Here is an 18,922-nt window from a genome sequence, read left to right on the forward strand (position 1 = left end):
CTAAAAGTTTGGCTGATTCAATTTTCGACCTCTAAATGAAGGATACATTTTTTTTAAGGAATTTTAATCTCCTGCCATTTAGAATTGGTTGAAAATTCAGTGATAGATGAGTAAAAATATTGATATCGATTCTTTATTCGAAACTGATATTCTTTTCCATCACCCTTAAGTCTGATCGATACAAATGGATGCTCTTCAATCTCCATTTTTGGCATATCAAATTTTACAGATACAAATCCGCCATTATTATCTAAGGAGACCATTCCTTCCAATTGAGCATGTTCTTCTTCAGTCAAGAAAAATTTTCCATCAGATTCGCCTCCCATTACCCGGTCTTCTACTAAATACCAGTTAGAGATGTCTTTACCTACCTGAAAATCAAAAATCGTCTTCAAATTAAAAATAATTAACAGTGAAATGGGAAGTAGAAGGTATCTCATTATGGAAGGAACTAGGATACTTTACTCTTTAAGGTGTTTTCGCGATGAATTTTCCCATTAGGAGTTTCTTCGAATTTTTCAACAAGGTATATTTTCTTTGGCATTTCATATTTATCCAAAGATTTTAAACTTCTGATAGTACTTTCAAGTTCAGCCAGGGTTTCTTCAGAAAAATCATCCTCCACAAAAAGAACCAGTTTCTCCCCCAGAGAATCATCTGGCAGTGAAGTAACAAAAAATCTGCGATCCAGCACCTTATTGATTTTTCTTTCGATCTCTTCCGGATATAATTTAATTCCACCAGAATTGATCACATTATCATATCTGCCTTTCCACAGGAATTTTTTGTAAGTAACAATTTCAACCACATCGTTGGTTACGATCTCCTCGTCCAGAATATTAGGAGCTTTTATGATCAAGCAGCCTCTTTCATCCTGGGCAATACTCACGTTTGGAAGTAATTTAAAAGACCGGGCAGACTTCTTCTTTTTGGTTGGGTTTAATCTTCTTGCTGCAATATGGCTGCAGGTTTCCGTCATTCCATAGGTTTCATAGATCTTTGAATCTACATCTACTAGCATTTTGGCTATTCTGGGAGAAACCACTCCTCCCCCAATGATCATTTTTTTAACCACATGCAAGCGAGCTATGGAATTGTCCAGTTGAAAAGGGGTCATTGCCGAAAAATCATACACCTTAAAAACCTGGTCTAAAGGATTAGAAGATGGCAGCACGGTATCAAGATGCCAGCCTAAAAACATTGCCCTCACCAACATCATTTTACCCGCAATATATTCTGCGGGTAAGCACATTAGTGCCGTAGTATGTGCAGGCAGGCTAAAAAATTTAGCGGTCGCTAAAGCAGAATTTATCATATGTTGCTTTTGCAGACGTATCTTTTTTGGTGTTCCCGTAGAACCGGAAGTACTAACTTCAATATATGAAGTTGGTTTTAACCAATCCAATAGAAAACTTCCTATTTGTTGCTCAAAAGGTTCTCCTTCTTTAATATAACTGTAAGCAACCTGCCTAAGTTCCGCATTGGTAAAATGCCGTTTATTAAGTCTAAAATCAGGATGGGTTTCAGGTATTTTGTACTTATTTGTCATATTTCAAACTAAGTTGATAAATAACTTATTACTGAAAGTTAACAAATTGCAATGAAATTCTTAAATATCTTCTGAAACATTTATGAGATAAGGCGATAGTAGAGCTTGTTAAATTGTTGAAAACTTAGAATGTGAATGTACTAAGATCTTCATATTCTTCAACATTTTCAGTGTTCAACGTATACTGGTAAAGGGCTTCAGGGCCAATCACGAATAAATGATCCTGCTTAATAATTACATCAAAACCATCTACGGGAATTCCACCCAACAAATCTGGCATGGCAGGATTCGTGACATCAAAGATTCGCACCACTCCTTCGTCTGTAACCAAAAGATTTTCTCCGTAAAGTCCCAGTCCAATTGGTCTGTCCATACTAATCGTATTCAGCAATTCCGGGGCCATAGGATTTTCTACATTATAAATCTCCAACTGATTCACATTCCCTTCACAATTTGAACTTGTATGCAGCGTCACATAGGCAAAAGAACCGTCAGAAACCACAGGATCACAACTTCTTACATGTTCAACTTCGGCTAATTGTAGAGGAAATTCAGGGTCTGAAATATCATAAATGTACATTCCCAACCTGCTTCCCACAAAGAGGTTCTCTCCCAGGCTATAAAGGGTTTCTATGTCGAAACCGATATATTTTTCGTTTACGAATTCAGGTTTATCCCTGTTGGTAATGTCAAAAATTCTTAAAGATTGATCGTCTACCGTGTAAAGGTAATCACCTGCAAGGGTAAAACGGGCAAGCGAGCCTCCACTGCCATCTCCTTTCGCATCCCCGTTGGGGCCACCAGCATTTTCAGTACTACAGGAAATCAATGCTCCAAACAAAAATAATATAAGTAACTTTTTCATATCGTCTTAGTTTAGTGATTGATACCCGATGATTATCTGATTCTCATTAAGGTCGAAATCTTCAGCTGGAAAACCATCCGGGGAATTGAGCCTAGGAAACACATTCCGTTCCCGATGCAGGATCTCTATGGAAGTGGTATTATATCGCATGGCTACCAGGTCTACTGCATGATGAACATAAATGGTATTATTCCTGATGGCAAGGTCTGTGGCTAGCGGAATTTCTATAAATGAAATATTTTTAGGGTTCTTGGGATCTCGGTTATCTAAAACATGAAAGCCTTTATTAAGTTCATTAATAAAGACCATATCTCCATTTACATAGATTTTTCCAGCTTCCTCAATATCCCGGGGAGCACCAATTGCGATGGTACTCTCAAAAGTTTCTCTGTCTACCGTAACGGGCTTAAAGGAACTTTCTATGGGATCAACATTCATTGGTTCATCATCAGGATGATACCAACAGGACTGAAATACAAGACCTATAGAAAGTAAAAGAAGAAATTTCTTCATGCTGGTTAGTTTCTATGTAGATACCAAAAAATATAAATGGTTGCGTCACAAGCAATTCTAAAGTAGAATTATCCTCCAGCAGAAATAGTATTAGTATTCCTGAACCTCTACAACTTAAGGCTTCTCCACTTTTCCGAATAATTTTTCTTTCCAGTTTGACCAGTTATACTTTTTGGCCATTATGAAAAGAAATAAGGGATAAATTATTAATACGGGAATCAAAACATCCCAGCCAGCTGAGGGTTCAGAAATATCCTTGAATATCGAATTTGTTTGGAAAGCGGTCCAGTCTGCTGTTACCAGCAATGCAGTTAAGAGATTGTTAGCTGCATGAAAACCTAAGGAAAGTTCTATTCCTTCATCCATCAATGCCATAATACCCAGCATAAAACCAGTACCTATATAATAGATCATAATGATATTACCCAGCTTGGTAACTTCAGGATTAAAGAAGTGCAGCCCACCAAAAACAACTGAGGTTATAATAAGTGGCAGCCAGCGATTACGGCCTAGCACTCCAATTCCCTGCATTAAATAAGCTCTAAAGAAATACTCTTCAAAACTGGTTTGAAGCGGAACAAATATCACCGCTATTAACATTAAAATGAGAAAAGGTTTTAATTCAAAATTCCACTGGTAGTCCTGCGGATTACTGTAATAATCCCCTACCGTAGTAAGTATTATAAAAACTCCAACTAATCCGAAGGCAAACCAAAACCTGCTCCAGTCAATTTTTTTTCGTGAAGTGGTAAGAGAAAGTATAGTTTGTCCATGTACTTTCTTTACCGCAATAAAAAGGAATACCAATGCTACGGCAAAGGAAAGTAACATTAGAAACAGAAAGTAGTTTGAATCTAAAGCTGTCATCATCTGGCTCTCGGTGAGTGTCACAGTTTCTGCAATTCCCAGTTCTATAAAAAGCGCTGCCGTTAATGGGATCTGTCCTATAAAGACACCCGCTAACACCATTACCACCCCAATGATATACCTCCAAAAATCATATTTATACTTAAATGCCTGAGCTATAAACATATATTAATCTAATAATTTATCTCCCACTGTTTAGCAGGATTATATTGAATATTACCATTTTCAACCTCTAACGGACTTTCAAAATTATTGGTATACAAACCGCCCGTACCAAGACCTTGTGGAAGATCTGAACTTAAGGTGAAAGTATACTGGGAAATAGCGTTGAGTCCAATATTACTTTCTAAAGCACTGGTGATCCACCATCTCACGCCGTTTGTCTCACAAATATTTTTCCATTCATTAGTTCCTCTAAACCCGCCAATTAAACTGGGTTTAAAAATAGCATATTGAGGTTTTATAGTTTGTATGATTTTCTCCTTTTCTGTTACACTCGTAATACCAATAAGCTCCTCATCCAAACCTATGGGCAGCGGTGTTTTTTTACAGAGATTTGCCATTTCCTGAACCTGTCCCTGTTTAATCGGTTGTTCTATGCTGTGTAATTTGAACTTTGAAAGTAATTCCAGTTTTTTTAGTGCATCATCAGAAGTAAAGGCACCGTTAGCATCTACCCTTAATTCAATTTCACTTTCTGAAAAATTACTTCGGATAGATTTTAAAAGATCGAGTTCCGTTTCAAAATCTATGGCCCCAATTTTTAATTTAATACAGTTGAAACCAGCTTCTATCTTTTCTGAAATTTGCTCTTTCATGAATTGCTTATCACCCATCCAGATAAGTCCGTTTATGGGAATCGCTTTTTCCCCGTAAGTAAATGCTGAAGGAAACAAAACAAAAGGATCTTTCGCCTGCAAACTTTTAAAAGCCATCTCCACGCCAAACTGAATACTTGGAAATTCACGCAGCTCCTCCCAAAGCATTTCTTCCCCCAAATTGATGTTATTACACACCCATTTCAATTTCTCTTCATAATCTGGACTATCGTCATAACTTAGGCTTCTAAGGATCCCACACTCTCCTATTCCGTAATTCTCGCCATCTGAAATTTTTAAGAACCAGGTTTCCTTTTCAGTAAGAACGCCCCGCGAAGTTCCGCTAGGGCGTTTAAAATTGAGTATATACTTTTTATAAGATGCGGTCATTTACAATTCTATTGATTCGCCGATGTCTAATAACATCAGATCTTTTCCTTTTTCGTAAAATTTCTTCTTCGCTTCTTCATGATCTATCTCGATATATCCGAAAGTATCATAATGACAACCGATGATCTTATCACATTCAATAAAATCACTGGCGATTATAGCATCTTCCACACCCATCGTAAAATTATCCCCAATAGGAAGAACAGCTATATCAAGCTTTGTTTGCATGGGGATCAATTTCATGTCCATGGTCAAAGCTGTATCTCCGGCGATATAAATATTCTTATGTTCACCTTCGATCACAAATCCACCGGGTTGTCCACCATAACTTCCGTCAGGAAATGAACTGGTATGAATAGCATTTACATATTTCACTTTTCCGAATTCAAAATCCCAGCTTCCGCCGTGATTCATCGGGTGTACTTCAAAACCCTTAGCTTCATAATGATTTGCAATTTCGTAATTGCTCACAATGACAGCCCCGGTATTTTTGGCGATAGCTTCTGCATCCAGCGTATGATCCTGGTGGGCGTGCGTGAGTAGAATATAATCTGCCTTGAGGTCATTTATATCAACCTTGTCTTTAGAAAGATCATTTCCGGTAATAAATGGATCCACAAGAACATTAATATCTCCTATTTTCAATGCCAGCGTATTCTGACCATAAAAAGTAATTTGCATAATCTTAATTTTTCGGTTTTCATTAAAAATAAGGATTCAGCTAAAATCTCCTGAATGCAGCAATATATAATTTTGTTAAACTTAGCCCGGTAACTACCATATTAAGCCCAGAGAAAAAAGTAGCGCAATTCCAAAGGTAGAAAGTGCCACAATTTTCAATTCAGGATCCAATTCTTTAGGATCTTCATTGTTAACCACTCTTTTCAAATGAAAAATCAATGGTATAAAAGCGATGAGATAAATAAAATTATTCAGTTCAGAAGATGTAATCACCGAATACATCACTAAACAAAATAAAGAACCCAGTACAAGGACATAGTGATAATCTTTCCCTCGCTTATCCCCCATTTTCACCACCAGCGTGATCTTCCCAGCTTTTTCATCTGAAATACGATCTCTTAAATTATTCAAATTCAGTACGGCTACACTCAAAAGTCCTATTGAAATTGCCGGAAATATACTTATTAATTCATGATCGTGGCTGTATAAATAATAAGACCCGTAAACTGCCACAAGCCCAAAAAAAATAAAAACGAAAATATCGCCCATCCCTTTGTATCCATAAGCTGAATTACCAACAGTATACTTAATAGCAGCCACGATCGCAGCTATTCCCAGAATAAAGAATATCAATGCTGAAAAAAGCTTTTCACTCCCAAACGAAGCATAAATGAGTAAAATAGCCAGAACTAAGGTCGCTGCGGCGGTGATAAGCATTGCCTGCAACATATCTTTTTGGGTAATCAAACCGCTTTGAATAGCCCGGGCAGGCCCAATTCTGTCCTCATTATCTGTTCCTTTTACCCCATCACCATAGTCATTTGCGAAGTTGGAAAGGATCTGTAATCCCAGTGTTGTACCTAAAGCAAGACTAAAAATCGCCAGATTAAAATGCCCATCGTAAGCAGCAAGGCTGCTTCCTACAAGTATTCCGGAAATTGAAAGCGGTAGTGTTCTCAGTCTTGCGGCACTAACCCAGGATGAAATTCTGCTCATTCTTAATTCATTATTTTTACGAGAAGTTCCTTTAGAAGATCGCCTTGTGATATATTGTTTGCCCCTACACCCTTACTTTTCACATCTGTTTCCTGCAGCAAACTAATGGCATGACTCACTTTCTTCATGGGATAATTTCTGGCGGCTGTCACATAATCACTCACAAAATATGGGCTAATTTTTAACTGCTTTGCCACCACTCCCTTGGATTTATCATTTAGACCATGATATTGCAGGATTTGAGAAAAATAGGAAAATAGCAAGGAAATAGTGACTACCATAGGATTGTCCTTGGGATTCTGCGAAAAATAATTTACAATTCTGTAAGCTCTTAGAGAATCTTTTTCGCCTATTGCTTTTCTAAGCTCGAAATTATTAAAATCTTTACTTATCCCTATATTTTCTTCAATGATCTCAGGACTGATCGTAGTCCCCTGCGGACAGATTAACTGAAGTTTTTCTAATTCATTATCGATCTTTCCAAGATCGGTTCCTAGAAATTCTACCAACATTTGGGAGGCTTTTGGAGAAATTGCATAACCTCTACTCTTCAAATTCCTCGTAATCCAGTCCCCTACCTGATTTTCATAAAGTCTTTTTCCTTCAAAGATGACTCCCGATTTATCAATGGTTTTATAAAGTTTTTTACGCTTATCTATTTTTTTGTATTTGTAACAAACTACAAGAACCGTAGTGGGTTGAGGGTTTTCAGCATAGCTAACCAGATTTTCGATGGTTCTTGACAGGTCTTGCGCCTCTTTTACGATCACCACCTGCCTTTCGGCCATCATCGGGTATCGCTTTGCATTACTCACAATTTCATCTATACTGGCATCTCTGCCATAGATCAACATTTGATTAAAGCCACGTTCTTCTTCAGACAATACATTATCTTCAATAAAATCTGAAATTTTGTCTATATAGTAAGGCTCTTCACCCATCAGAAAATAGATAGGTTTAATATTTCCTTTCTGAATATCATTTACTATCTGTCTGGCTTCGTCCATATGGAATTATGCGGAGTTTTATGCTGAAAGAAATCTAAAAAAGTAACTTGCGAGCCTGTAATATTGTTTATTACTTTTGATGCATGCAAAAATTGAATTTCCCTCAATATTCATTTCGGTTCAAAAATAATCAAAATAAAATAGCGGTTTTTGATGATCTCCGGAAAAAGTTTGTCATCCTTACGCCAGAAGAATGGGTACGTCAACATTGCGTCAAATTCTTACAAAATGAAAAGAATTATCCTCTAAGTCTCATCAATGTTGAAAAGCAACTTAAAATTGCCGGACTCACTAAGAGATATGATATTGTGGTCTTTGAACCAGATGGGAATATCCAGATGATCGTAGAGTGTAAAGCACCTAAAATAAAGATAAGCCAGGAAACTTTTGATCAGATTGCCCGTTACAATCTTACGTTGAAAGCTAATTTCTTAATGGTCACCAATGGAATAGATCATTTTTACTGTAAAATGGATTACAAGAACGAAACTTATATTTTCTTAAAAGATATTCCAGAATATTCCAGAGCATGAAAGTAGGCGTAGTCATATTAAACTGGAACGGGAAAGAGCTGCTACAGCAATTTTTACCATCAGTCATTGAACATTCTAAAGAAGCCACTATCTATGTTGCCGATAATGACTCTACCGATACTTCCGTAGAATATTTAAAACTGAATTTTCCTCAGGTAAATATCATTCAAAATAGTAGAAATGCGGGATATGCCGGTGGTTATAATCTGGCGCTGAAATCTGTGAAAGAAGATATTTATATTTTATTGAACAGTGATGTGGAGGTAACCGAGAACTGGTTGACCCCAATTATAGAAGTTTTTGAGAATGAACCTGAAACAGCAGCTATTCAGCCAAAAATTTTGGATTATCATAAAAAAAATCATTTTGAATATGCCGGGGCCGCAGGAGGATATATAGATAAATTTGGATATCCATTTTGTCGTGGTCGAATTTTTCAGCAGCTTGAAGAGGATCACGGCCAGTATAATGATGATCAATATATTTTCTGGGCCAGTGGTGCATGTTTAGCAATCAGAAAAAAAGCATTTGATGAAGTGGGTGGTCTGGACGAGGATTTTTTCGCCCACCAGGAAGAAATAGATCTCTGCTGGAGACTTTTGAATAAAGGTTATAAGATCAAATATGTAAGTGCTTCGAGAATTTTTCATGTGGGAGGAGCAACCTTACAGAATATGAATCCCAGAAAAACCTTCTTTAATTTTAGAAACGGACTTTTTCTGCTTCTAAAAAATATAGAACCTTCCAGATTATTTTACATTCTTTTTGTGAGAATGATCCTGGATGGCATTGCCGGATTAAAATTTATTTTTGAAGGAAAATTCAAGCATTTTTTTGCAATTCTTAAGGCTCACTCCAGCTTTTACAGGCATTATGGAAGAATGAAAAAAAAGAGACCGAAAGAATTCATTTTCAGGAAATACTATCTAATTTCTTCCGTTGTATATGCTCATTATATATCAAAAAAGGATAAGTTTACAGACCTATAAAAATAAATAAAAAAGGAAATGTTAAAATAGCTTTCCAGCTTACTATTTTTTTGATATTTTTGAGCCATCTAACAATTTAAAATTTAAGAAACGAGTTATGAGAAAAATCATGCTTTTGTCGGCAACAGCTGCCATTTTGCTATCTTCATGTGTTTCACAGAAAAAATACAATGAACTGGAAACCAAGCAAAGAGAAACACAAGATCAATTGAATACTGCCACTGTTAAGCTAAATTCATGTCTTGATGAGAAAGAGCGTTTAAACAGTCAAATTTCAAATCTGAATAATACAAACGCAGCCCTTCTAAATAACGTAGGTGATTTAGCTACTCTTTCTAAAAAAGAAGCTGAAAACATGGAGCGTTCTTTAGAAAGTATCAAAGAAAAGGATCTTGCCATTCGTTCTATGCAGGATGCAATGAACAAGAAAGATTCTGTAACTCTTGCTCTGGTAACAAGCCTTAAAGGAGCTTTAGGAGATCTTAGTGATGAAGATATCGAGATCAATGTTGAAAAAGGTGTGGTTTACGTATCTATTTCAGATAAACTATTATTTGATAGTGGTCGTTACAATGTAACTCCTCGTGCAAAAGAAGTACTTGGAAAAGTTGCTACTGTTGTAAAAAACAAGCCAAACATCGAGTTTATGGTTGAAGGTCACACAGACAACAAACCAATTAGCACTTCAATGTTTCAGGACAACTGGGATCTTAGTGTAAAACGTGCTACTTCTGTGGTAAGAGTTCTACAGGATGAATTTGGTGTTGAACCAGCTCGTATGACAGCTGCAGGTAGAAGTTATTATGTACCTCTTGCTTCTAACGAAACTGCTGAAGGTCGTGCTAAAAACAGAAGAACAAGAATTGTTGTTCTTCCTAAGTTAGACCAGTTCTATAGTATGATTGAAGAAGGAATGGAAAAAGCGACTTCTGGCGAAGAATAAGCATTCTGTTTTTATAATATATGAAAAGCCCTGCATTTGCGGGGCTTTTTTATTTTTAACAGTTAAAATTCTAATAGTCAGTATTTTATATTAATTTTAAACATACCAACCACCTAAATTTTGATGCTATGAAGAAGACAGGTGTTTACATCTGGTGTTGCGGTGTGCTGCTATTAACTTTTATAACACAATCCTGCTCCGGGGAAGATTTAATTGCTGAAGATCGAAAGAAGAATCTTTTTAATTCTCAAACAGATCTTACGAAGAAATCTAAAAATTTTTATTCTAAAACCGAGCCTGATACTTATTCTTTAACTGATAGATTTAAAGATGAGTCGCTTTTAACCCTGCCTTGCGAATCTACAGATTTCGGGGATGTACTTTCAGGATATTTTGAAAGTCTGCTTACTGATCCTGCTTTCGATTTTGATCTTCTAAATTACTATCTGGAACTTAATAGAAAATACGTTACGTTCTACCACGGAGAGAATTATTATGGAGAAAATGGTGAATTTAACAAGCTGGCTGAAAAGAGAATCAGGGAACTTACCAAATTTTGGGATCTCAATCGCGAGATTAGGCTAAATGGGCAGCACAACTCTTTCCTTAATGATCGTGAAATCCTTACCGATATGATCGAAAGTTTTGATAGAACAGTGAGAAACCGAACGGAGGCATATGCAAAAGCAGATCTCTTATTGGAGCTAAATAAAGATTCTCCAAATTTTCCTGAAAACCCATATTTTGCTTTTGATGCCTTTACAAAATCTAATGGGTTATTAGTTATTGGTGATGGACTTCTGGAAGGTATTATGGATACAGGAATAGATGGAGACCTTGCTTTTACAGCTGTTCTTGCCCATGAATGGTGGCATCAGGCCCAGTTTGAACATGAAGACACCTGGGATTATACAGATCAACTTTCCAATCCTACTGAAATTTCAAGATTTTCTGAGTTGGAGGCAGATTTCGCTGCCGCATATTACCTGGCTCATAAACGCGGAGCTACCTATAACTGGAAGAGAATCGAAGAATATTTCAGACTTTCTTTTAATGTAGGAGATTGTCTTATACAAAGTATGGATCATCATGGTACTCCCACTCAAAGGCTTTCTGCTGCTGAATTAGGCTATGAACTTGCAGCCTCTGCTCAAAAGAAGGGTTTTATTCTAAGTCCTTCTGAAGTTCATTTTGCGTTTCTGGAAGTCTTTGAAGATATTACGAAATAAAAAAAGCCCTCAGCTTAGAGGACTTTCTTTTATTTATATTTTCTCAATTAAGATCTTAAAAAATCTAGTAAGATTTTATTAAATTCTGCAGTATGAGTAAGCACTAGTCCATGTGGTGCTTCTTCAATTACATGATATTCACTATTGGATATGATATCAGCACTTTTCTTACCGGAAATATCGTTGGGTACAATTTGATCAGCATCGCCATGCACCACCAAAGTAGGGATATCAAACTTTTCCAGGTCTTTTCTAAAATCTGTAGAACCGAATGAATCTATACATTCCAGGGTTGCATTCAAAGAGGCTGCACAAGCAATATACCAGTAGTAATCCATCATTTCCTGACTAATCCGATCGCCTACCTTATCAAAATTTACAAATTGCTTTCCGAATCCCTGAAGAAAAGCAGGGCGATCTTTTTTTATTTCTTTTCTAAAGCCCTCAAATACTTCTTTTTCCAACCCGTCAGGATTATCATCGGTTTTCAACATATAAGGTGGCACAGCTGAAATAAGCGCTGCTTTTGATAGATTAGCGGTTCCATATTTTCCAATATATCGGGCAACTTCTCCACCTCCCATAGAAAAACCTACAATAGTTACTTCAGAAAGACCGAGTTTGGTGATTATATCATTCAGATCTTTAGCAAGACTGTCGTAATGATAATTAGTCCAGGGCTTATCACTGTCTCCAAAACCTCTTCTATCATAAGCGATGCATCTAAAGCCAGCATCAACTACTTCATTGATTTGATATTCCCACATGCGATGACTCAAAGGCCATCCATGAATTAAGATCACTGGTTTGCCTTCACCGTAATCTTCATAATATAGTTTGATATTTTTTCCTTTTTCCTTACTTGTAGTTTCAATATAGCTCATAACATTAATTTTTTATTTAAAGTATGAATGTTCTTAGCTACTGAAAAATATAAGGTTGACTTTAATATGTAATTAACGAGAAGTCAGGAATTTTGAGAATACTTTTACATAATCTCAATGCTACCCTTACCTTCCCTGATCACTTCCGGTTCCGGAGTGGTGAGATCAATTACCGTAGAAGGAATATTATCTCCGTAACCCCCATCAATTACAATGTCTACTAAATTATCCCATTTCTCCTTGATAAGTTCCGGGTCGGTTCCATATTCCAATACCTCATCATCGTCTCTTATAGAGGTAGAAACGATCGGGTTACCCAGGGCACTTACTATAGCTTTACAAATATTGTTATCGGGTACCCGAATACCTACCGTTTTTTTCTTTTTGAATACATTCGGAAGATTATTTCCACCGGGAAGTATAAAAGTGTAAGGGCCGGGTAAAGACCTCTTCAGTATTTTAAAGGTGGCAGTATCTATTTGTTTGACATAATCTGATAGATTACTTAAATCCTCACAAACAAAAGAAAAATTTGCCTTTTCCAGTTTAACATTCTTGATCTGGGCGATCTTCTCTAATGCTGAAACATTCGTGATATCGCAACCTAAGCCATAAATAGTATCTGTAGGATAAATAATAAGCCCTCCTTTTCGAAGCACTTCAACTACTTTATTAATATGTTTTGGAGCGGGGTTCTCATCATAAATACGCAGTAATTCAGCCATAATTATTATTTTAAAGTTTTTATTTCTTCAACAAAGACCGAAATTATTATTCTGCCTTTTCAACCTCACTCTCGAGCTTTAGAACCTTTGCACCATCTTCCTGTTCTATATATAATGCTTTATTATTCTCTTCTCCATCCCTGGTGACTTCACTTCCATCAATCTGTTTCGTGATCTTTTTTGTATAGCTGGAAATAACTTTTCCGGTTGCGGTCCCATTCCCCCATTTCCATTTTACGGTGCTGCCTTCTCTAATCATTTTTTCCTTTCAAGATAAATAATATAAGTTATATGTTCAGCACAAATATTGTATCAACCTGGTATTTTAAATCATTTTTAACAATAGGATTATTCATACCCACCAATTGGATACAAAAAGCAGAAAGTTTTTAAGCTATGACGGGCTTATTTCTAATTTTAAGACAAAAAAAAAGAGACCTTAATAAGGTCTCTAAAAAACTGTGTTTTTGTTCGGTTTTTTGAGATTGAAATAAAGGTAGGGCTCCATTTTGATCTCAGGGCTAATATATGTAAAAAATACATTTTCACAAACCCCTGATTATGATAGTATTTTCAACTTAGCAAAACGAAGCAACAATTTCTTTATGCCCCCTTCCTCAAAGTCTATTTCAGCTTTTTTATCCTGACCTGAACCTTCTAATTTTAAGACCTTACCTTTTCCAAATCTCATATGCTCCACTTCATTTCCTTCAGAAAGATTTAAGGTGTTGCTTGCTTTGGAAGGTTCTGGAGAAGCTGGTTTTAGTTTTCTAAGTTTCCTTAATTGTTCTTCTGAAGGTTTATGTGCAGGTGGGGGAGTTCCTCCCTTAGGTTTGGTTTGTCTCAGTTTGCTTTTGTCTATATCATCACCAAAAATATCTGTATCTATCAATGGTTTGTATTTATAATCATCCTGAGGCACCATAAGATCAAGATATTGCTCGTCGATCTCTTCAATAAACCTGCTTGGTTCTGCATCAACTAATTTTCCCCAGCGATAACGTGATAAGGTATAAGTTAAATAGGCCTGTTTTTCAGCTCTGGTAATAGCTACATAGAAAAGTCTTCGTTCTTCTTCCAGCTCACTTCGGGTATTCATACTCATGGCTGAAGGGAAAAGATCCTCTTCCATGCCCACAATATAAACGAAAGGAAACTCCAGACCTTTTGCCAGGTGAATAGTCATTAAAGCCACTCGATCATCATCGCCCGTGTCATTATCAAGATCTGTAGCAAGGGCAACATCTTCCAGGAATTCTGAAAGTGATCCCGTAGCATCTGCCAGTTCTTTTTGACCTTCAACAAAGTCGCGAATACCATTTAGCAACTCTTCAATATTTTCAATTCTGGCAATACCTTCAGGCGTACCATCTTTTTTAAGTTCCTGAACCAATCCCGTCTTTTTCGTGACAGCTTCAGCAATTTGAAATGCATTACTGGTCTCATTCATGATGGCGAAACTTCGGATCATATTCACGAAATTCTCCAGCTTGGTTTGAGTTCCCTTATTAATTTTCAAATCGAGCTTATCAAGATTTTGAATTACCTCAAACATGGAACGATTATGTTGATTTGCTGCTATTGCCAACCTATCCATGGTAGTTTGTCCAATTCCGCGGGATGGATAATTAATGACCCTTTTCAGTGCTTCTTCATCCTTAGGATTTAAGATCAGTCTTAAATAGGCAAGTACATCCTTGATCTCCTTTCTCTGATAAAAAGAAAGACCTCCATAAATTCTATACGGAATATCTTTTTTTCTAAGCGCGTCTTCCATTGCCCTACTCTGGGCATTAGTTCTATAGAGGATCGCAAAATCACCATTATCCATTTGATTTTGCATTTTGTTCTCAAAAATAGAACTCGCTACATATCTTCCTTCTTCCCCATCTGTAAGCAATCTGTTTACGATGATCTTTGGTCCATCTTCATTAGCAGTCCAAACTATTTTGTCAAGTCTGGTTTTATTCTTTTCGATGATCGAGTTGGCAGCATTTACGATATTCTTGGAAGAGCGATAATTCTGCTCCAACCGATACATCTGTACATCTTCATAATCCTTCTGAAAATTCAGAATATTATTGATATTGGCCCCTCGAAAAGCGTATATACTCTGCGCATCATCTCCTACCACACATATATTCTGAAATTTATCTGAAAGGGCTCTTACGATCAAATACTGCGAGTGATTAGTATCCTGGTACTCATCCACCAGGATATATTTGAACCTGCTCTGGTATTTGTGAAGCACGTCGGGAAAACGGTTTAAAAGTTCATTTGTTTTCAAAAGCAGATCGTCAAAATCCATTGCACCAGCCTTGAAACATCTGTCTACATAGGCTTTATAGATCTCCCCGAGACGTGGTTTTTTAGACATGGCATCGGCTTCTTGCAGTTCAGGATTTTGAAAATATGCCTTTACTGTAATAAGACTGTTCTTATAAGAAGAAATGCGGTTATAAACCTGCTTGTATTTATAAACATCCTTATCTAGCCTCATTTCCTTTATGATCGCCCGTATTACACTATGGGAATCCTGAGTATCGTAAATGGTAAAATTGGAGGGATACCCCAATTTATCTGCTTCATACCTTAGCATTTTGGCAAAAACTGAATGGAAAGTTCCCATCCATAAGTTTTTTGCCTCGCCACTACCAACGATCTTAGAGATACGCTGCTTCATTTCCCTCGCAGCTTTATTAGTAAAGGTTAACGAAAGGATATTAAATGCATCTACCCCCTGATCCATCAAATATGCGATCCTATAAGTAAGCACCCGTGTTTTACCGGATCCTGCTCCGGCAATTACGATCATGGGGCCATCTTTTTGCAGCACCGGAGCCCTCTGTGCATCATTCAATTCAGCTAAATAAGCTTCCAAATTTTCTCCGTTTTTAAAAACTGAAAGGTAACCAAAATGGTCAAAAAAGGAAACCTGACAGCAAGCCTTTTTTAAACAATTAAGTTTATTGTCAAGTACAAAGGATTATAATTTAATATCTTTAAAACTTTCAAAAAAATAGCGGATTAAATTTTAAAAATATGACCTTAACGAACTACTGCCTTTTGGCAGGAATATTTTTCACGGGGCTTTGTCAGGCACAGGTAAATATTCCTTCTGAAGAATTTGAGAATATTGAAGAGAAAGTGATCGAATGGCGTAGGGATTTCCATGAGCATCCAGAACTTTCCAATCGTGAGTTTGAAACCGCTGAGAAAATAGCCAAGCATCTAAATTCTCTGGGGATAGAAACCCATACAGGAGTCGCAAAAACCGGGGTGGTAGGAATTTTAAAAGGGTCAAAACCTGGAAAAACACTCGCATTAAGAGCAGATATTGATGCTTTGCCGGTTACCGAAAACAATGATCTTCCATTTAAATCTGAAGTAAAAACCGAATTTCTGGGCTCTAAAACTGGCGTAATGCATGCCTGTGGTCATGATACTCACACTGCTATTTTAATGGGTGTCGCCAAAATACTTTCAGAAAATAAAGATAAGATCAACGGAACCGTCAAATTTATATTTCAACCGGCAGAAGAAGGACCACCACCGGGCGAAGAAGGTGGAGCTGCTTTAATGATCAAGGAAGGAGTTCTTAAAAATCCTGATGTGGATGCGATTTTTGGTTTACACATCAATGCGGCTACTCCTGTAGGCACTATTAAATACAAACCCGAAGGTACGATGGCCGCCGTGGAAAGATTTGTAATTAATGTAAAAGGTAAGCAGGCACATGGTTCAGCTCCCTGGAGCGGAGTGGATCCAATCCTGATTTCAGCTAAAATAATTGACGGACTTCAAACGATCATAAGCCGGAATGCTGAACTTACTGAATCGGCTTCAGTTATTACCGTTGGTAAAATTACCAGCGGAGTGAGATTCAATATAATTCCTGAAACCGCGGAAATGATTGGAACCGTAAGAACACTGGACGCAAAGAATAAGGAATTGATCCTTTCAAGAATGAGAGAAATGGTACCGGCGATCGCAAAGGCTTATGGTGGAGAGGCAACTATCGAAATTCAGAATAATACAGCGATCACTTACAACGACCCTGCACTTACCAATAAAATGTTACCCAGTCTTAAAGAAGTTGCAGGAGCAGAAAATGTGAATTTGATGAAAGCAACTACCGGAGGGGAAGATTTTTCATTTTTTCAGGAAGAGGTGCCGGGATTTTATTTTTTTCTTGGAGGTATGCCTGCTAATGCAGAACCAACCAGACATCATACTCCAGATTTCTATATTGATGAAAGTGGATTATTACTCGGCGTAAAGGCGATGACACAATTAAGCCTGGATTATTTAAATAAGTCATGATGAATGAATTTGTGGAGATAATTGGGAATGTCCCCTGGTGGGGCTGGCTTTTGATCTTTTTATTGCTGGTTGCCATTTCAGATGTATTCTTCAATAAGAAACATACCATCATGCATAATTTCCCGGTAGTGGGACATATGCGCTATTTCCTGGAAAGTATTGGTCCAGAAATAAGACAATACCTTGTTGCTAACAATCGAGAGGAACTACCGTTTAACAGAAGAGAACGGGGATGGATCTATGCTTCAGCGAAAAATCAGAATAATTACGAGGGTTTTGGTACAGATCAGGATATCTTCTCCACCCATTATATTTTTATTAATAACGCTCTTTTACCATACAAGCTTCCCGAAGATCATCCCAATAACAAAAATTCTGGTCTTATCCCATGTGCAAAGGTGATGGGCGCCTGGAATAATAGAAAAAGACCATTTCGACCTGCTTCAGTGATCAATGTCTCCGCAATGAGTTATGGTTCCCTTTCAGCAAAAGCGATCGAATCATTAAACGAAGGATGTAAACTTTCAGGAGCCTTTCATAATACAGGAGAAGGCGGACTCTCACCTTATCATCAAAAGGGAGCTGACCTGGTCTTCCAGATTGGAACAGGATATTTTGGGGTACGCGATGAACAGGGGAATTTTTCCATGAAAAAACTGGTGGAAATGGTAAAAAATAATTCGCAGATCAGGGCTATTGAATTAAAACTCTCACAGGGTGCCAAACCAGGAAAAGGAGGAGTTCTACCCGCCGCTAAGATATCCAAAGAAATTTCAGAAATACGGGGTGTACCCATGCATAAAGATGTGATCTCACCACCTTATCATTCAACTTTCAACACTATTGAAGAGATGGTGGATTTTGTAGAAGAGATCGCCAGGGCTACCGGCCTACCTACCGGAATTAAATCGGCGGTGGGACAATTAAAAGACTGGAAAACGCTGGCTAAGATCATGCAGGAGAAAGATTATGGACCAGACTTTATTAGCATTGATGGTGGCGAAGGAGGAACTGGCGCCGCACCGCCAAGCTTTGCAGATCACGTCTCCCTTCCCTGGATCTATGCATTCACTGATGTCTATAAGATCTTTCAAAAATATCAGCTAACAGAGCGTATTGTGTTTATAGCTTCGGGAAGACTTGGATTTCCAGCGAAAGCAGCAATGGCCTTTGCACTTGGAGCAGATTGTATTAATGTTGCCCGTGAAGCAATGATGAGCGTGGGTTGTATCCAGGCACAAAGTTGTCATACAAATACCTGTCCTACCGGAGTGGCTACTCAGAATAAATGGTTGCAAGCCGGGATAAATGTAAAGGATAAGGCGATGAGGACGAATTTCTATTTCGTTAAATTCAGAAAAGAGTTATTAGAAATAAGTCATTCTGCAGGTCATGAGCATCCTTGCCAGTTTGATACAGATGATGTGGATATCAACCTCAGCGATAAGAATCTGGCAAAAACTCTTGCAACTACTTTCTCATACCATAAAGATGAAGTAAATTTCAACTCTGTTAAAGAACTTGTGGAATGTCCTCATTTAGGCGGAAACCTGAATTTGGAGTCCTTACAAAAAACAGAAAAAGCAATAGATTAAAAAATCTTATTTCCT

General features: G+C 37.4%; 19 protein-coding genes. 6 read left to right on the top strand and 13 right to left on the bottom strand.

Features of this window, described 5'->3' with window-relative positions; genetic code table 11:
• Positions 1-53: 53 nt before the first annotated feature.
• The 9 genes from LGQ90_RS06295 to holA all read right to left on the bottom strand — a co-directional run bounded on the left by LGQ90_RS06295 (position 54) and on the right by holA (position 7,686).
• Complete coding sequence (locus tag LGQ90_RS06295) at positions 54-395, bottom strand: CIA30 family protein (RefSeq protein WP_229339298.1); 342 nt, start codon at positions 393-395, stop codon at positions 54-56.
• A 56-nt stretch (positions 396-451) separates the two neighbouring features.
• A complete protein-coding gene (locus LGQ90_RS06300; RefSeq protein WP_229339300.1) occupies positions 452-1,549 on the bottom strand; it encodes an AMP-binding protein in 1,098 nt (365 codons plus the stop codon).
• A gap of 124 nt (positions 1,550-1,673) precedes the next feature.
• Positions 1,674-2,414 (bottom strand): LVIVD repeat-containing protein, encoded by a 741-nt coding sequence (locus LGQ90_RS06305; RefSeq protein ID WP_229339302.1) that lies wholly within the window; start codon positions 2,412-2,414, stop codon positions 1,674-1,676.
• Between the two features lie 6 nt (positions 2,415-2,420).
• The gene (locus LGQ90_RS06310) at positions 2,421-2,927 is read right to left on the bottom strand and encodes a hypothetical protein (protein ID WP_229339304.1); all 507 of its coding nucleotides are present in this window, start codon (positions 2,925-2,927) and stop codon (positions 2,421-2,423) included.
• Between the two features lie 114 nt (positions 2,928-3,041).
• Positions 3,042-3,959, bottom strand: a complete 918-nt coding sequence (locus tag LGQ90_RS06315; protein ID WP_229339306.1) for a CPBP family intramembrane glutamic endopeptidase — start codon at positions 3,957-3,959, stop codon at positions 3,042-3,044.
• Between the two features lie 8 nt (positions 3,960-3,967).
• Complete coding sequence (locus LGQ90_RS06320) at positions 3,968-5,002, bottom strand: o-succinylbenzoate synthase (protein WP_229339308.1); 1,035 nt, start codon at positions 5,000-5,002, stop codon at positions 3,968-3,970.
• Positions 5,003-5,683, bottom strand: coding sequence for a metal-dependent hydrolase (locus tag LGQ90_RS06325; protein WP_229339310.1), 681 nt, complete (start codon positions 5,681-5,683; stop codon positions 5,003-5,005). It abuts the gene before it with no gap.
• 93 nt (positions 5,684-5,776) lie between these two features.
• Positions 5,777-6,679 (bottom strand): 1,4-dihydroxy-2-naphthoate polyprenyltransferase, encoded by a 903-nt coding sequence (locus LGQ90_RS06330; protein WP_229339312.1) that lies wholly within the window; start codon positions 6,677-6,679, stop codon positions 5,777-5,779.
• Between the two features lie 2 nt (positions 6,680-6,681).
• Complete coding sequence (holA, locus tag LGQ90_RS06335) at positions 6,682-7,686, bottom strand: DNA polymerase III subunit delta (protein ID WP_229339314.1); 1,005 nt, start codon at positions 7,684-7,686, stop codon at positions 6,682-6,684.
• An 83-nt stretch (positions 7,687-7,769) separates the two neighbouring features.
• On the opposite strand from holA, the gene LGQ90_RS06340 reads away from it, so the two are divergent.
• The 4 genes from LGQ90_RS06340 to LGQ90_RS06355 all read left to right on the top strand — a co-directional run bounded on the left by LGQ90_RS06340 (position 7,770) and on the right by LGQ90_RS06355 (position 11,380).
• Positions 7,770-8,219 carry a type I restriction enzyme HsdR N-terminal domain-containing protein gene (locus LGQ90_RS06340; RefSeq protein ID WP_229339316.1) on the top strand — a complete coding sequence of 150 codons (450 nt, stop codon included), beginning with the start codon at positions 7,770-7,772 and terminating at the stop codon, positions 8,217-8,219.
• Positions 8,216-9,208, top strand: a complete 993-nt coding sequence (locus tag LGQ90_RS06345; protein ID WP_229339318.1) for a glycosyltransferase family 2 protein — start codon at positions 8,216-8,218, stop codon at positions 9,206-9,208. The genes LGQ90_RS06340 and LGQ90_RS06345 overlap by 4 nt, the downstream gene beginning before the upstream one ends.
• Positions 9,209-9,305: 97 nt before the next feature.
• Positions 9,306-10,151, top strand: a complete 846-nt coding sequence (locus LGQ90_RS06350; RefSeq protein WP_229339320.1) for an OmpA/MotB family protein — start codon at positions 9,306-9,308, stop codon at positions 10,149-10,151.
• Between the two features lie 128 nt (positions 10,152-10,279).
• A complete protein-coding gene (locus tag LGQ90_RS06355) occupies positions 10,280-11,380 on the top strand; it encodes a neutral zinc metallopeptidase (protein WP_229339322.1) in 1,101 nt (366 codons plus the stop codon).
• A 47-nt stretch (positions 11,381-11,427) separates the two neighbouring features.
• Here LGQ90_RS06355 and LGQ90_RS06360 read toward each other — a convergent pair whose 3' ends face one another.
• The 4 genes from LGQ90_RS06360 to LGQ90_RS06375 form a co-directional block, all read right to left on the bottom strand.
• Entirely contained in the window at positions 11,428-12,264 is an 837-nt protein-coding gene (locus LGQ90_RS06360; protein WP_229339324.1) for an alpha/beta fold hydrolase, read from the bottom strand.
• A 104-nt stretch (positions 12,265-12,368) separates the two neighbouring features.
• A complete protein-coding gene (locus LGQ90_RS06365; protein ID WP_229339326.1) occupies positions 12,369-12,989 on the bottom strand; it encodes an L-threonylcarbamoyladenylate synthase in 621 nt (206 codons plus the stop codon).
• 46 nt (positions 12,990-13,035) lie between these two features.
• The gene (locus LGQ90_RS06370) at positions 13,036-13,248 is read right to left on the bottom strand and encodes a hypervirulence associated TUDOR domain-containing protein (RefSeq protein ID WP_229339328.1); all 213 of its coding nucleotides are present in this window, start codon (positions 13,246-13,248) and stop codon (positions 13,036-13,038) included.
• Between the two features lie 300 nt (positions 13,249-13,548).
• Complete coding sequence (locus LGQ90_RS06375; protein WP_229339330.1) at positions 13,549-15,870, bottom strand: ATP-dependent helicase; 2,322 nt, start codon at positions 15,868-15,870, stop codon at positions 13,549-13,551.
• A 161-nt stretch (positions 15,871-16,031) separates the two neighbouring features.
• On the opposite strand from LGQ90_RS06375, the gene LGQ90_RS06380 reads away from it, so the two are divergent.
• Both LGQ90_RS06380 and LGQ90_RS06385 read left to right on the top strand, forming a co-directional pair.
• Positions 16,032-17,312 (top strand): amidohydrolase, encoded by a 1,281-nt coding sequence (locus LGQ90_RS06380; protein ID WP_229339332.1) that lies wholly within the window; start codon positions 16,032-16,034, stop codon positions 17,310-17,312.
• Positions 17,312-18,907 (top strand): FMN-binding glutamate synthase family protein, encoded by a 1,596-nt coding sequence (locus tag LGQ90_RS06385; protein ID WP_229340057.1) that lies wholly within the window; start codon positions 17,312-17,314, stop codon positions 18,905-18,907. The genes LGQ90_RS06380 and LGQ90_RS06385 overlap by 1 nt, the downstream gene beginning before the upstream one ends.
• Positions 18,908-18,922 lie beyond the last annotated feature (15 nt).

The sequence above is a fragment of the Christiangramia sediminis genome, assembly GCF_020552705.1.
Lineage (GTDB): Bacteria > Bacteroidota > Bacteroidia > Flavobacteriales > Flavobacteriaceae > Christiangramia > Christiangramia sediminis.